A 14,098-nucleotide genomic window follows, 5' to 3' on the forward strand; every position below is an offset into this window, starting at 1 on the left:
AGGCCGGGGCACGCCCGCGGCGCCGCCGGCGGGGGCCACGGCTGGGGGTCCCCCTGGCCCTGCTCGTCGTCCTGGCCGGGGTGTGGTTCGCGCTGCCGCACCTGTCCGGGCTGCTCGGCCTCGCCAAGGAGGAGACCGGCGCGCCGGAGTCGATGCCGCCCTCCGCGTGCCACGCGTCGAGCGCGGCCCCGGGGCATGGCGCAGGCGCCGCGGTGGACGGCTTCAACAACCGGTACTGGGCGCCCAGGACCACCGGCGGCGGGGCCGGGGAGTTCCTTGAGTGCACGTTCGACTCGCCGGTCCGGATGCGGAAGATGGTGGTGTTCTCCGGCACATCGACGCGTACGGACGAGTATCTGACCCAGGCCCGGCCGGCCAGGCTCGTCGCCGAACTGACGGCGCGGGACGGCACCAGGAGCACGAAGACGATCCGGCTCGCCGACCAGGCCGGCCAGCAGACGTTCGATCTGCGGGGCTCGCAGACCGTCCGCGTCCGGCTCACGGTCGACTCCGTGTACGGCGCCGGCAAGGGCCGCCGGGTGGCGGTCGCCGAGGTCGAGTTCTTCGGCCACCGCTCCTGACACCGCGGCCCGCCGCGCGGGCCCGGCTTGCGGCGGAGGGTGGGGGACGGCAGGGTTCGGTGGTGTGCCCACTCTCCTGATCGTGCATCACACCCCCTCGCCGAACTGCCAGGCCCTCTTCGAGGCCGTCGTCTCCGGCGCGACGACGGACGAGATCGAGGGCGTACGCGTCGTACGGCGCGCCGCGCTCGCCGCGACGGCCTCCGACGTGCTCGAAGCGGACGGGCTGCTCCTCGGCACCCCGGCGAACCTCGGCTACATGTCCGGGGCGCTCAAGCACTTCTTCGACCAGATCTACTACCCGTGCCTCGACACGACGCGGGGCCGCCCCTTCGGCTACTACGTGCACGGCGGCAACGACGTCACCGGGGCCGTGCGCGGCATCGAGACGATCACCACCGGACTCGGCTGGCGCCGCGCGGCGGACGTCGTGAAGGTGACGGGCGAGCCGGCCAGGGCGGACACCGAGGCGTGCTGGGAGCTGGGAGCCACGCTGGCGGCCGGCCTGACCGGATAGGGGACTGCGCGGCGAGCGGCCGGACGCCACGCTGGCCGCGACGACGACTCGTTCCCTCCGTGGATCGGGCCCCGTCCGCGCATGGTGGGACGAGAACGACCCCGCGCCTACGTACCGGACGCGCCGTCGGCGTGGGCGCGCGTCGCCGGCATCGGCCGGTCGGGGGTCCCGGCCGCCCCCGCCCGCAGCCCGTCCGTGACCAGGTCGAAGAGGCGGGCGGCGCGGGGCTGCCAGTCGCTGTGCGGGTCGAGCTGCCACAGGCCCGCTATGGCGAGGAGGAAGTCGTCCGGGGTCACCCCGGCGCGTATCGTGCCCGCCGCCTCGTTCGCCGCCAGCAGGAGCGTGATGGCCTCGGTCACCGGGCCGTGGCCGACCTGCGCCAGGCTGCCGTGCCCGCTGGTCGCGGCGCGCAGGGCGTCCGCCAGGCCCGCCTTCGCCATGGCGTACCGGGCGAGGCGGTCCATCCACTCGCGCAGGGCGCGGTCGGCCGGGCGGTCGGCGAGGAGCTGGGCCGCCGCGTCGGCGACCTGGCGCATCTCGTACCGGTAGACCTCCAGCACCAGGGCCTCGCGGTGCGGGAAGTTGCGGTAGAACGTGCCCTGGCCCACGCCGGCCTTCCGGGCGATCACGCTCACCGGGGTGTCCGCGGCCCGGGTCAGCTCGTCGAGCGCGACGGCCAGGATGCGTTCGCGGTTGCGCTGCGCGTCCGGCCGCGTGGGCGTGCTCCTCGCGTCCCGCACTCCTCCCCCCTCCCGAGCCGTGGCCGGGGACGGCCTTGCTCGCCGGACAGCCGTCCGTTAGGTTCGACAACCAAGCGGACAGCTGTCCGCTTGTCTCCACCGCAGCGCCGGATCAGGCCACTTGACCGACCGGCTCCCGTCGGCCCCCCACCCGCACGCCGCGCTCGCCGCCTCCCGCACCGGCCGCACACCGTCCCGTGCGGAGCGGTCCAGCACATGCGAAAGAAGGCTGATCATGGCCCCATCGACGTCCAGCGCCGTCACCCTGCGCGTCAACGGCGAAAAATACACGCTGACTGTCGACCACCGCACCACCCTGCTCGACGCGCTACGCGAACGCCTCGACCTGACCGGTACCAAGAAGGGCTGCGACCAGGGCCAGTGCGGCGCCTGTACGGTGCTGCTCGACGGCCGCAGGATCGTGGCCTGCCTCCAGCTCGCGGTGGCGGCCGAGGGGCGCGAGATCACCACCATCGAGGGCGTCGCGGACGGCGACCGCCTGCACCCCGTGCAGCAGGCGTTCCTGGACCTCGACGGATACCAGTGCGGCTACTGCACCCCGGGCCAGATCTGCTCCGCCCTCGCGGTCATCGAGGAGCACGCCGCCGGGTGGCCCAGTGCCGCGACCGAGGACGTACGGCCCGATGCCGGGGCACCCGCGCTCACCCCCGACGAGATCCGTGAGCGCATGAGCGGAAACCTCTGCCGCTGCGGGGCGTACACACAGATCGTCCAGGCGGTCGCCCGCGCCGCCGAGGCCACCACCGACCGGTCCAAGGAGCTTGCGGTATGAGGGAGTTCGGATACGAACGGGTCCACGACGTCGCCGGAGCGGTGGCTCTCCTCAGCGGCGACCCCGGCGCCCGGCTCCTCGGCGGCGGCACCAACCTGATCGACCTGATGAAGGCGGGCGTGGAGCGACCCAGCCTCCTCGTCGACGTACGGGAACTCCCCCTGGACGAAATCAGCTTCAGCTCCGGGGGCGGCCTGCGCATCGGTGCCACCGTCTCCAACAGCGATCTGGCGGCCCACCCCGACGTACGCCGCCACTACCCGGCCCTCGCCCAGGCGCTGCTCGCCGGAGCGTCCGGGCAGCTGCGCAACATGGCCACCGTCGGCGGCAACCTCCTCCAGCGCACCCGGTGCGGCTACTTCGCCGACCTGGCCAAACCCTGCAACAAGCGGGTGCCCGGCACCGGTTGTCCCGCCGTCGCGGGGGACCACCGCAACCACGCGGTCCTCGGCGCGTCGGAGCACTGTGTGGCCACACACCCCTCCGACATGGCGGTCGCGCTCGCGGCGTTCGACGCGGCCGTCTCGTACGAAACGGCCGACGGACCCGGCGAGTTGCCGATCGAGGCGTTCTACCTGCCGGTGGGCGACACCCCCCACATCGAGACCGCGCTGCCCGCCGGCTCCGTGATCACCGGAGTCACACTGCCGCCCGTCCCGGCCGCCGCGCACTCCCGCTACCGTAAGGTGCGCGAGCGTGCCTCGTACGCCTTCGCGATCGGCTCGGTCGCCGCCGCCCTCGATGTACGCGAGGGCGTCGTGCACGACGTCCGCCTCGCCTTCGGGGCCGTCGCCTCCCGGCCGTGGCGGGCCCGTACCGCCGAACGGGCCCTGACCGGCGGCCCGGCCGACGGGACCGCGTTCGCCGCGGCGGCCGACGCCGAACTGGCCGCCGCCCGGCCCCTGCCCGGGAACGGCTACAAGGTGACGCTGATGCGCAACCTCGTCGTCGCCGAGCTCACCCGACTCGCCGCGGAGGCCGCCCGATGACCACGACGACCGGTACCACCACCGCCTCCGGGACCGTGGGCCCGGGCCGCGCCCGGGTGGAGGGCCGCGACAAGGTCACCGGCGCCGCCCGCTACGCGGGCGAGATCCCCTTCGCCCGGCTCGCGCACGGCTGGCTGGTCCTCTCCACGATCGCCCGGGGCCGGATCACCGACGTGGCGGACGAACCCGTGCTCGCCATGCCGGGCGTGCTCGCCGTGCTCCACCACGGCAACGCCCCGCGCGTCGACGCCGACTACGTGGGCATGCTCGGCCGCCCCAACCCGGTCGTCGGGCTCTTCCAGCACGACCGGGTGCCGTTCGCGGGCTGGCCGGTGGCGCTCGTGGTGGCCGAGACCCCCGAACAGGCCAGGGAGGCCGCGGAGGCACTGGTCGTCGGCTACGAGGAGGAGCCGCACGACGTGGCGTTCCGCGCCGGCCGCGACGACGCCTACCGGCCCGAGGACTCTCCGAGGATGCGCCCCGACACGGAGAAGGGGGACGTTCGAGCGCGGATCGACGGGGCCGCCTTCGTCGTGGACGCGGAGTACACGACGCCGGAGGAGCACCACTGCACGATGGAGCCGCACGCCGCGACCGCCCGCTGGGACGACGGCCGGCTCGACGTCATCGACTCCAACCAGGGCAGCTCCTGGGTGGCCGGGGAACTCGCCCAGCTCTTCTCCCTGGACCCGGCCTCGGTGCGGGTGCGGTCCGAACACATCGGCGGCGCCTTCGGATCGAAGGGCCTGAACGCCCACCAGGTCGCCGCGGTCATGGCGACGACAGCGCTTCACCGGCCCGTACGGGTCGTCATGACACGCCGGCAGATGTTCTCGCTCGTCGGCTACCGCAGCCCCACCGCCCAGCGCGTCAGGATCGCGGCGGACGCCGAAGGCCGGCTGTGCGCCTTCGACCACGAGGCGCTGAACCTCACGTCCGGCGTGCACGAGTTCATCGAGACGAGCGCCGTGCTCGGCCGCGTCCTCTACGACGCCGACGCGCACCGCACCCGGCACCGGGTCGTACGGCTCGACGTGCCGACGCCTACCTGGATGCGCGCCCCCGGCGAGGCACCCGGGTCCTTCGCCATCGAGTCGGCCCTCGACGAACTCGCCGAGAAGTGCGGCGTTGACCCCATCGCCCTGCGGGCCCGCAACGAACCCGCCGCCGGGCCGGTCTCGGGCCTGCCGTTCAGCAGCCGCAACCTGCTCGCCTGCTTCGAGGAGGGCGCCCGCCGCTTCGGCTGGGCGGACCGCGATCCGCGGCCCGGCCTGCGCCGCGAAGGCCGCTGGCTGATCGGCACCGGGACGGCCGCCGCCTCCTACCCCTCGGGCGTCGGCCGCTCCACCGCCGCCGTCACCGCCGAGGCCGACGGCACCTTCACCGTACGGGTCAACGCGGCGGACATCGGCACCGGAGCCCGCACCGCCATGACGCTCGTCGCCGCGGAAGCGCTCCAGGCGGACCCGGACCTCGTCCAGGTGCGCATCGGCGACAGCGACCTGGGCCACGCGATGATCGCGGGCGGTTCCACCGGCACCCGCTCCTGGGGCTGGGCGGTACGCCTCGCGGCGGCCGACCTCCGCGAACGGCTGGCACTGGGCGGCGGCATCCCGGCCGAGGGGATCACCGCCCGCGCGGACACCGCCGACGCCATCGCCGCCCTTCCGCAGCGGGAACGGCACTCGTTCGGCGCCCAGTTCGCCGAGGTCGCCGTCGACGTCACCACCGGCGAGGTGCGCGCACGCCGCCTGCTCGGCATCTTCGCGGCGGGCACCATCGTCAACCCCCTCACCGCGCGCAGCCAGCTCATCGGCGGCATGACCTGGGGCCTCTCCATGGCGCTCCACGAGGAAGCGGTCCGCGACGCGGCGACCGGCGGGCACGTCAACGCCGACCTCGCCGGATACCACGTCGCCTCCCACGCCGATGTGCCGCATATCGAGGCGGACTGGGTGGACGACCCGGTGCCCGGCGACCCCGTCGGCATCAAGGGCATCGGCGAGATCGGCATCGTGGGCGTCGCCGCCGCGATCGCCAACGCGGTGTGGCACGCGACGGGCGTACGCCACCGTGAACTGCCGATCCGTCCGGACCGCGTCCTGGGCAGGGGGACTCCCTAAGCACCGAGCCGCACTTCGCGCCCCCGCCAGCGACGCCGCAGCCAGCGGTCGTGGCTGGCGACCACGACCGCGCCCGGTCCCGGACCCAGTGCCTCCTCCAGCTCGTCGCAGAGCGCGGGGGAGAGGTGGTTGGTCGGCTCGTCCAGCAGCAACAGCTCCGGCGGGCGGGCCATCAGCAGTGCGAGCGCGAGCCTGCGCCGCTGGCCCGCCGACAGTTGCCGCACCTGCTTGCCCAGGTCCGCCTCGCGCAGCAGCCCCAGCGAGAGCAGCGGCACCAGTTCCGCGCGCTCGGCGCCCAGCACCCGTACGTAGGTGTCGGCGACGGTACGGTCCGGCCGGGCGAACACGCTGTCCTGAGCCAGCACCCCGACGGACAGCCCCGGCCGCCGGACCACCTCGCCGAACGCCACCGGACGGCCCGCGAGCACCGCGATCAGCGTCGACTTCCCCGTACCGTTGCCGCCCGTCACCAGCAGCCGGTCGGACGCCTCGACATCGAGCTCGTCGACGGCCAGCCGGCCGGGGAACCGCACCCCGCGCAGGGACACCAGCGTGCCCGGCCCGGGCGGCTCCGCCCGCTCCGGGTACCGGAACCGCAGCGGGCTGGGCGGCTCGGCCACCTGGCGGCGCTCCGCCTCGTCCAGACGGCGGGTGGCGTTGCGCACCCGGCGGGCGATCTGGCTCTGCACCCGGCCGGCCCGCAGCCCGTACCCCATCTTCTCGCTGTCGCGGGGCCCCCGGTCGGGCGCGACCTGGCGCGCGGTCACCGCGGCCGACCGGCGCAGCTCGCCGATCTCCTCCTGCTCCTCGGCGTACCGGCGCTCCCACCGGGCCCGTTCCGCCCGCTTCTCCGCCAGGTACGCGCTGTACCCGCCGCCGTACCGTACCGGCCCGTCCACCGCAGGATCGAGGTCCACGAGGTCCGTGCAGACGGCGTCCAGGAACGCCCGGTCGTGACCGGCGAGCACCACCGGCCCGGGCATCGCGCGCAGCTGCTCCTCCACGAACGCCGCGGCCTCGTCGTCCAGATGGTTGGTCGGCTCGTCCAGGAGGAGGGCGGCCGGACGGCGCACCAGCAGCGCGGCGAGCGCCAGCCGGCCGCGCTGCCCGCCCGAGAGCGAGCGCAGCGTCCGCCTGTGCGGGAGCGAGCCGAGCCCGAGCCCGCCGAGCACGACGGACGCGCGCCGGTCGGCGTCCCAGACCTCCCTCTCCTCGGCCTGTTCGAGCCGTCCGCCGTACGTCTCCAGGAGCCGCGCGTGCTCCGGAGAGCCCTCCGGCGTGCGCGAGAGCAGACCGGAGAGCCGGTCGAGCTCCGCGAGGTCCGCCCGGGCCTCGCGCAGGGCGTCGTCCAGGACACCGGCGACGGTGGAGTCCGCGTCGAACGGCATCTCCTGGTGCAGGAACCCCACATCGGCGGGCCGGGTGACCTCTCCGGCATCGGGCTCGTCCACCCCGGCGAGCAACCGCAGGAGCGTCGACTTGCCGACACCGTTCTCACCGATGAGGCCGATGCGCTCGCCGGGCGACGCGGTGAGGGACACCCCGTCCAGGACACGCTTCGTACCGAGGACGCGGACCAGGTCGTGGGCGAGGAGGGAGCGGCTCATGCCTCCGGTCCCCCCGTCTCGCGCAGCTCCCCGTCCGCCAGCCGCAACCACCGGCCCACGCCGATCCGTTCCAGGAACCGTTCGTCGTGGCTGACCACCACGAACGCCCCCCGGTACGAAGCGAGCGCGCTCTCCAGCTGGCCGGCGCTCACGAGGTCCAGGTTGTTCGTCGGCTCGTCCAGGAGCAGCAGCTGCGGGGCCGGTTCCGCGCACAGGACGCAGGCCAGCGTGGCCCGCAGCCGCTCGCCGCCCGACAGCACGCCGACCGGCAGATGGGCGCGGTCGCCGCGGAAGAGGAAGCGCGCGAGGAGGTTCATCCGCTCGGCCTCCTCCCGGTGCGGGGCGTACGCGGCGAAGTTCTCGGCCACCGTGCGCCCGAGGTCGAGCAGGTCGAGCCGTTGCGAGAGGTACGCGATGCGCCCGTCGGCCCGCCTGATCGACCCGCCGTCCGGGGTCAGGTCACCGTTGACCAGCCGCAGCAGGGTGCTCTTGCCGGCGCCGTTGGGCCCGGTCAGGGCGATGCGCTCGGGGCCCCGGATCGTCAGGTCGACGCCGTCGCCGGAGAACTGCTCCCGGCCGCCGAGGCGCACCCGCAACCGTTCGGCCAGGAGCACCGTGCGGCCGGCGGGCACATCGGTGTCCGGCAGGTCGAGCGTGATGCGCTGCTCGTCGCGTACCGCACGCCCCGCCTCGTCGAGGCGGGCCTGCGCCTCGCCGACCCGCGCGGCGTGCGTCTGCCCCGACTTGCCGGCCGCCTCCTGGGCGCCCCGCTTCATGTTGCCGGCGAAGATGCGGGGCAGGCCCGCGTTCTTGAGGTTGCGGGCCGCGTTGCTCGCGCGCCGCTCGGCCCGCTCACGGGCCTGCTGCATCTCGCGCTTCTCCCGCTTCAGCTCCTGCTCCGCGTTGCGGACGTTCTTCTCGGCCACCTCCTGCTCGGCCCGCACGGCTTCCTCGTACGCCGTGAAGTTGCCGCCGTAAAGCCGCAGTTCCGATGTGCCGAGTTCGGCGATGCGGTCCATGCGGTCCAGCAGTGCGCGGTCGTGGCTGACGAGCAGCAGCGTGCCGTTCCACGTCTCCAGCGTGTCGTAGAGGCGGTGCCGCGCGTCGAGATCGAGGTTGTTCGTCGGCTCGTCGAGGAGCAGGACGTCCGGCCGCTTCAGCAGCTGCGCCGCGAGTCCGAGCGAGACGACCTGGCCGCCGCTGAGCGTGCCGATGCCGCGGTCCAGGGCGATGCCGTCCAGGCCGAGCCGGTCGAGCTGGGCGCGGGTGCGCTCCTCGATGTCCCAGTCGTCGCCGATGACCGCGAAGTGCTTCTCGTCCACGTCACCGGACTCCACGGCGTCCAGCGCGCGGATCACCGCGTCGACGCCCAGGACCTCGGAGACCGAAAGGTCACCGGTCAGGGGCAGGCTCTGCGGAAGGTAGCCGAGCGTGCCGTCGACGGTGACCGAACCGGCGCTCGGGCGCAGCTCGCCGGCCAGCAGTTTGAGCAGGGTGCTCTTCCCCGAGCCGTTGGGCGCGACGAGACCGGTACGGCCGCTGCCCACGCTGAAGGACAGGCCGGAGAAGACCGGGGTGTCGTCCGGCCAGGAGAAGGAGAGGTTCGAGCAGATGAGGGATGCGTCGGACATACGAAGACCTCGCGTGTGAATCCGGGGACGGCAGACACCACGGCCCCGGGAGAATGGCCTGAGGGAACAACGACATGGCCACTGCGGCGGCGCCCTGGGCGCCCGCTGCGGCTACGGGGCTCCGGGATCACCCGGAGATGTCGTCGTCGCCTGCCATGTCTGGTCTCCTCGTACACGCTGAACGGCCTATCGATCTTAGCAGCCGTTCCCGCTCACGGCATTTCGTCCACGGTGCCGGTCCGGCGGCGCAGGTCGGCGATGCCCTGGTCCAGGGCCGCCTCCAGGTGTTCCGGGCTGCCGGTGGACAGCAGGATCACCACACCGCCCTGGATCCCGGCGAGGAGGGCGGCCGCCGAGCGGTCCGCGTCCCGGTCGGCGTCGATCTCGCCGGTGGACTGCATGTGGCGGATACCGGAGGCCAGCGCGTTCTGCCAGCGTTCCAGCAGCTCGGAGGCGACGGCCTGTGCGCCCGACGAGGCCGGCCCGATCCGGGAGACCGCGATGTCGAGCGGGCACTCCCGGCCCTGTTCGCGGTAGCGGGCGACGACCTTGTCGCGCCAGCTCAGCCAGGCCGGCCACGAGGTGAGGGCGCCCAGCTCCGGCTGCTGGTCGCCGATCACCCGGTCCGCCTCGTGGCGGGCGACGGACAGCATCAACTCGTCCTTCCCGCCCGGGAAGTAGTGGAACAGCTGGCTCTTGCTGGTCGACGTGAGCGCCAGGACGTCGTCGAGCGTCAGCGCGAACACACCCTGACGCCTGATCGCCGCGGCGGCACCCTCGACGATGCGCTGCTTCGTCGCGGCGCCCTTGGGGGTCAGCGGCACGATGTCTCTCCCTCTCTCGGGGTCGTACGGACTCTCACGGTGGTACGGGTCGGGCGCCCGCTCAGGGGGTCAGCAGCAGCTTCCCGGTGGTCCGGCGGGACTCCAGGTCGCTGTGGGCCCGCGCCGCGTCCGAGAGCGCGTACCGCCCGCCGATCCGCGGGGTCACCTGCCCCGCCCGCACCATCGAGAAGACCTCCTCGGTCCGGGCGACCAGTGCCTCCCGGCTGGGGACGTGGTCCTGCACGGTCGGGTACGACAGCAGGATGCTGCTCGGCAGATCGGTCACCGAGAGCGACGGTACGCCCATGAAGGGACCGTAGTAGGCGTGCACCCCGTGCAGTCGCAGGGACAGCTGCGAGGACCGGAACGTCGAGGTCCCGCCGCCGTCGTACACGACATGGGCGCCCTCGCCGTCCGTCAGCTCGCGCACCCGCTCCTCGAACCCGGCCCCGGACGACACGATGACCTGGTCCGCACCGGCCTCCGCGGCGACGGCCGCCTTCTCCGGGCGGGAGACCAGGCCGATGACCCGGCCGCCGCGCGCCTTGATCATCTGGGTCAGCATGAGTCCTACACCACCGGCGGCGGCGTGCACCACGGCGGTGTCGCCGGGGCCGACGGCGTACGTCTCGGTGGTGAAGTGGTTCGCCGTGAGCCCCTGCATCATCACCGCGGCCGCCGTCTCGTCCGGCACGTCGTCGGGCACCTTGACCAGCCGGTCCGCCGGGACGGCCAGGACCTCCGCGTAGCTGCCGGGGTGGTAGAACCAGGCGACCCGGTCGCCGACGGCCAGCCCCTCGACGCCCTCGCCGAGTGCGGTCACGTATCCCATGCCCTCGGCACCGAGCACGGCCGGTGCGGCCCAGCCCGGGCCGCCCACCGTGCGGGCGCCCACGTCCATGAAGTTCACCCCGGCGGCCCCGAGCCGGACCAGGGCCTCGCCGGGGGAGGGGGTGGGTTCCGGCAGTTCGGTCCAGGCCATGACCTCGGGGCCGCCGTGCTCGGTGATGCGGATCGCGTGCATCAGGTGTGCCTCCTCCGTGAGCCGTCACCGCGAGCCGAGTGCCGCGGTGAGGTCAGGCCACCGTAGAAAGGCAGAAATGGACCGGCAAGTCCAGTCCGAGGCGGCGGGACGTCCCACCGCCCCGCGGTGTCATCGGTGCGGGCGATGGCCGCACCTGGCCCCCTCCCGCGGCGTTCCGGCCGGGAAGGACTGCGCGCGGCGCTGCCCGGAGTGCCGTGCCGGGGCCCGTACGACGGCCGGCTCCGCGCCCTCGGTCCGGGCCGGCCGGTCCAGGAGCTCCCGTCGCACCGGCCCGGTCGCCGTGCACTCCGGCCGTGTCCCGGCGCTGCTGGTCGGTGAGGACCACGATCACCTGCGAGTGTGCCCCGGAGGGCGGCGCCGGGACGCCGCCCTCGGGAGCGGGGAGTGCGGGCTCACGCAGCCGTCGCCTCGGTGGTGGAGGCGCCGGACGCGATCCCGAAGGACGGATCCGGCACCGCCTCGGGGCTGATGAGGGTGGAGGAGCGGCCGTCGACGCCGACCGGGACGTCACCGTCGATGGTGACGCGGCGGAGCTTGCGCTCGTGGGTGTCGGAGTCGTCCACGCCGTAGTGCTGGGTGGCGCGGTTGTCCCAGATCGCGACGTCGCCCACCTGCCAGTCCCAGCGCACGGTGTTCTCCGGGCGCTCGATGTGCGACTGGAACAGGTCGACCAGCGCCCGCGAGTCGCGCCCGGTCAGGCCGCTGATCCGCTGCACGAAATTGCCGAGGAGCAGGACGCGTTCGCCGGTCTCGGGATGCACCCGGACCACCGGGTGCTCGGTGAGGAACTTGGTCGATGTGAACACCTCGCGGTACTGCTCCAGCGCTTCGGGCAGGGCGTTGGGCCGTACCGCCGCGTAGTCGTAGTCGTTGGAGTGGACGGCCCGCAGACCGTCCGCCAGGGTGCGCAGCTGCTCGGGCAGCTCCGCGTAGGCGGCGGCCGTGTTCGACCACAGGGTGTTGCCGCCGTACGGGGGGATCACGACGGCCCGCAGGATGGAGAAGGCCGGGTAGGCGGGGACGAAGGTGACGTCGGTGTGCCACTGGTTGGCCCGGCCGCCGTGGTCGGAGTCGATGCCGAGCGAGTACCGCCCGTCGGCGGACGGCACGGTCGGATGGGCGACGGGCGTGCCGAGGAGCCGGCCGAACGCCTCGTGGCTCTCCTCGTCCAGGTGGTCCTGCTCCCGGAAGAAGACGACCTTGTGGGCGAGGAGCGCGGCCCGGACGGCGGCGACCGTCTCCGGGTCGAGATCGCCGCCGAGCCGTACACCCGAGATGACCGCGCCGATACGGCCGCCGAGCTGCTGGACGGTAACGGCGGGGGCGGTGGTGGTGGAGGACATGGGGTTTCCCTTCGAGGTCGCCCGTCGCCGCCGGGCGCTGGGCGCGTGCCGACGGCGAGCGGATTAATTGCGGAGCGGAATCAATTGAGGCGGGATGCGCCTCGGGCGGAGACGGTGCACTGCCCGGAGCGACGGTGCGCGGAGTCGCCGGCTCAGGAGAGGGAGCGCGGTGCGGTGGTGGTACGCCGGTGAGCTCAGGCGGCGGTACAGCGGCCCGGACACACGGGCTGAGAAGCGGGGCGGCCGGCGCGGACGGGCCGCGCATCGGTGAGTGCCGTCGCGAACATGTCCCGGAGACTCGCAGCGCGCCGCCGGGTACGTCAAGCGCCCGCCGAAGCCCCGAGGGGCGTACGGCAGTGGTTCAATCGGCGCCTGCACGGGGTCACACCACGCCTTCGAACGGTGCCCAAAAACCTTGCCTGGCCTCGGAGTTCGCTGCGCAGACCCGGTAGTGCGCGGGCGCCGCTTCCGGGCCCGGTCACCGGCCCCGTGCGAATTCACGCCGCCGTAACGTTGCGAGCGCCCCACCGGCGCAGGACCGAAGGAAGGCCCCATGACCGCCGACCCCCGCCTCTTCCGCGCGACCGGAGACGGAAGGCGAGAGACCAACGCCGCGACCGTGCTGCGCACCGTCCTGGACCACGGCCCCGTCGCCCGCCGGACGATCGCCGACCGCTCCGGGCTGAGCCCGGCCGCCGTGTCACGCCAGTGCACCGACCTCGTACGGCTGGGCCTGGTGCGGGAGTTGCCCGAGCTGATCGCCGGCAACGGGGTGGGCCGGCCGCAGATCCCGGTCGACCTGCACACCGGGGAGAGCGACGGCCCCCTGGTCGCCGGGGTCCACATCGGCGTGCCCGCGTCGACGTTCGGCCTGTTGGACCTGCGCGGCCGGCTGCTCGACCGGCGCGCCTTCCCGCACGACGGCATCCCCGCCGGGGAGCTGCCGCCGAGGATCGCGCGCGGGCTGCGCGCCTTCCTGGAAGACGTCCGGCGCGACCGGCCGCTGCTGGGGGTGGGCGCGGCCCTCGGCGGCTGGGTCGACCCGGGCTCCGGCACCGCCGTGCGGCACGCCCCGCTCGGCTGGTCCGGCCGGCCGCTCGCAGCCGAACTCGCCCGTGCCCTGGACGGTTTGCAGGTGCGCGTCGACAACCACGCGCGGGCCGTCGCCCAGTCCGAGATCCTGTTCGGCCGGCCCGAGGCGCGGCGCAGCCTGGTCCACCTGTTCATCGGCAACGTGGTCGACGCGGCTCTCGGCATCACCGGCCTGGTGCACCAGGGGCCGGGGTCCGGCGCCGGGGACGTGGCGCACCTGCCCGTGCCCGACTCCACGGTGGTCTGCCCCTGCGGTCGCTCCGGCTGCCTGGAAGCGACCGCCTCCAACACCGCGATGGCCCGGACCGCCGTGCGACGCGGCATCGTGCCCTGGCCCGACGCCTTCCTGGTCGTGGACGCGGCAGCAGCCGGGGACCGGCGCGCCGACCGGCTGCTGCGCGAGCGGGCCCGCGCGGTCGGCCGGGCGACGGCCCTGCTGCTCGACGTCCTCAACCCCGACCTCGTCGTCGTCACCGAGCACGCCAGCCTCACCAACCCGGAATACCTGGAGGAGATCAGGGGCGCCGCGGTCGACCACTCGCACGTGTGCCAGGACCCCGGACGCATCGTCAGTCCGCATGCCGGGACGGCCGTCCTCCCGGTCGCGGCCGGTGCCGTCCTCCTGAATCCCCTGTTCAGGAACCCTCTGACGGCCGCGGTGCGCTAGGCGCCTGTCTGACGCTTCCCGCCCTCCGGGCGACGACGGGAATCGCCAGACAGGCCCTGGCCGGCCACCGGACGGGGGAAAGCGCTTCGTACCAGCATGCGGACCAGGCAGGTTGACCGTCCGGCGAGGCCGCTGTCATATTGCTC

Annotated in this window: 11 protein-coding genes and 1 pseudogene; 6 read left to right on the forward strand and 6 right to left on the reverse strand. The window is 73.8% G+C overall.

Going from position 1 to position 14,098, the window contains the following annotated elements; translation table 11 throughout:
• A pseudogene (locus G3I41_RS12010) lies at nucleotides 1-581 on the forward strand (hypothetical protein); the annotation flags it as partial.
• Nucleotides 582-645: 64 nt separating this feature from the next.
• Nucleotides 646-1,098 (forward strand): NAD(P)H-dependent oxidoreductase, encoded by a 453-nt coding sequence (locus G3I41_RS12015; RefSeq protein WP_164400192.1) that lies wholly within the window; start codon nucleotides 646-648, stop codon nucleotides 1,096-1,098.
• Between the two features lie 107 nt (nucleotides 1,099-1,205).
• Here G3I41_RS12015 and G3I41_RS12020 read toward each other — a convergent pair whose 3' ends face one another.
• The gene (locus G3I41_RS12020; RefSeq protein ID WP_164400193.1) at nucleotides 1,206-1,838 is read right to left on the reverse strand and encodes a TetR/AcrR family transcriptional regulator; all 633 of its coding nucleotides are present in this window, start codon (nucleotides 1,836-1,838) and stop codon (nucleotides 1,206-1,208) included.
• Between the two features lie 235 nt (nucleotides 1,839-2,073).
• Here G3I41_RS12020 and G3I41_RS12025 point away from each other — a divergent pair, with 235 nt between their 5' ends.
• Genes G3I41_RS12025 through G3I41_RS12035 form a run of 3 tightly spaced genes read left to right on the forward strand, consistent with a single transcriptional unit; the run spans nucleotide 2,074 to nucleotide 5,743 of the window.
• Nucleotides 2,074-2,631, forward strand: a complete 558-nt coding sequence (locus G3I41_RS12025; RefSeq protein ID WP_164400194.1) for a 2Fe-2S iron-sulfur cluster-binding protein — start codon at nucleotides 2,074-2,076, stop codon at nucleotides 2,629-2,631.
• The gene (locus tag G3I41_RS12030; RefSeq protein ID WP_164400195.1) at nucleotides 2,628-3,620 is read left to right on the forward strand and encodes a xanthine dehydrogenase family protein subunit M; all 993 of its coding nucleotides are present in this window, start codon (nucleotides 2,628-2,630) and stop codon (nucleotides 3,618-3,620) included. The genes G3I41_RS12025 and G3I41_RS12030 overlap by 4 nt, the downstream gene beginning before the upstream one ends.
• On the forward strand, nucleotides 3,617-5,743 hold the full coding sequence (locus tag G3I41_RS12035; protein ID WP_164400196.1) for a xanthine dehydrogenase family protein molybdopterin-binding subunit: 2,127 nt from the start codon (nucleotides 3,617-3,619) through the stop codon (nucleotides 5,741-5,743). The genes G3I41_RS12030 and G3I41_RS12035 overlap by 4 nt, the downstream gene beginning before the upstream one ends.
• Here the strand turns inward: G3I41_RS12035 and G3I41_RS12040 are convergent.
• From G3I41_RS12040 to G3I41_RS12060, 5 genes are all read right to left on the reverse strand, one after another.
• A complete protein-coding gene (locus G3I41_RS12040; protein WP_164400197.1) occupies nucleotides 5,740-7,350 on the reverse strand; it encodes an ABC-F family ATP-binding cassette domain-containing protein in 1,611 nt (536 codons plus the stop codon). The two genes, G3I41_RS12035 and G3I41_RS12040, sit on opposite strands and share 4 nt — an antisense overlap.
• Entirely contained in the window at nucleotides 7,347-8,981 is a 1,635-nt protein-coding gene (gene abc-f / locus G3I41_RS12045; RefSeq protein ID WP_164400198.1) for a ribosomal protection-like ABC-F family protein, read from the reverse strand. Before abc-f ends, G3I41_RS12040 begins: the two co-directional genes overlap by 4 nt.
• A 212-nt stretch (nucleotides 8,982-9,193) precedes the next feature.
• Nucleotides 9,194-9,805 carry a TetR family transcriptional regulator gene (locus G3I41_RS12050; protein ID WP_164400199.1) on the reverse strand — a complete coding sequence of 204 codons (612 nt, stop codon included), beginning with the start codon at nucleotides 9,803-9,805 and terminating at the stop codon, nucleotides 9,194-9,196.
• Nucleotides 9,806-9,866: 61 nt separating this feature from the next.
• Entirely contained in the window at nucleotides 9,867-10,829 is a 963-nt protein-coding gene (locus G3I41_RS12055) for a quinone oxidoreductase (RefSeq protein ID WP_164400200.1), read from the reverse strand.
• A gap of 413 nt (nucleotides 10,830-11,242) precedes the next feature.
• Nucleotides 11,243-12,193 (reverse strand): TauD/TfdA family dioxygenase, encoded by a 951-nt coding sequence (locus G3I41_RS12060; protein WP_164400201.1) that lies wholly within the window; start codon nucleotides 12,191-12,193, stop codon nucleotides 11,243-11,245.
• A gap of 553 nt (nucleotides 12,194-12,746) precedes the next feature.
• Here G3I41_RS12060 and G3I41_RS12065 point away from each other — a divergent pair.
• Nucleotides 12,747-13,952, forward strand: a complete 1,206-nt coding sequence (locus tag G3I41_RS12065; RefSeq protein WP_164400202.1) for an ROK family transcriptional regulator — start codon at nucleotides 12,747-12,749, stop codon at nucleotides 13,950-13,952.
• The last annotated feature ends 146 nt before the right edge of the window (nucleotides 13,953-14,098 follow it).

This window comes from Streptomyces sp. SID9727 (genome assembly GCF_010550605.1).
Classification (GTDB): Bacteria; Actinomycetota; Actinomycetes; order Streptomycetales; family Streptomycetaceae; genus Streptomyces.

Excerpts from the sequence above, each read along its gene's own strand:
- G3I41_RS12025 (WP_164400194.1), top strand. The coding sequence starts at position 2,074 with ATGGCCCCATCGACGTCCAGCGCCGTCACCCTGCGCGTCAACGGCGAA.
- G3I41_RS12030 (WP_164400195.1), top strand. The coding sequence starts at position 2,628 with ATGAGGGAGTTCGGATACGAACGGGTCCACGACGTCGCCGGAGCGGTG.
- G3I41_RS12035 (WP_164400196.1), top strand. The coding sequence starts at position 3,617 with ATGACCACGACGACCGGTACCACCACCGCCTCCGGGACCGTGGGCCCG.
- G3I41_RS12040 (WP_164400197.1), bottom strand. The coding sequence starts at position 7,350 with ATGAGCCGCTCCCTCCTCGCCCACGACCTGGTCCGCGTCCTCGGTACG.
- abc-f (WP_164400198.1), bottom strand. The coding sequence starts at position 8,981 with ATGTCCGACGCATCCCTCATCTGCTCGAACCTCTCCTTCTCCTGGCCG.
- G3I41_RS12055 (WP_164400200.1), bottom strand. The coding sequence starts at position 10,829 with ATGCACGCGATCCGCATCACCGAGCACGGCGGCCCCGAGGTCATGGCC.
- G3I41_RS12060 (WP_164400201.1), bottom strand. The coding sequence starts at position 12,193 with ATGTCCTCCACCACCACCGCCCCCGCCGTTACCGTCCAGCAGCTCGGC.
- G3I41_RS12065 (WP_164400202.1), top strand. The coding sequence starts at position 12,747 with ATGACCGCCGACCCCCGCCTCTTCCGCGCGACCGGAGACGGAAGGCGA.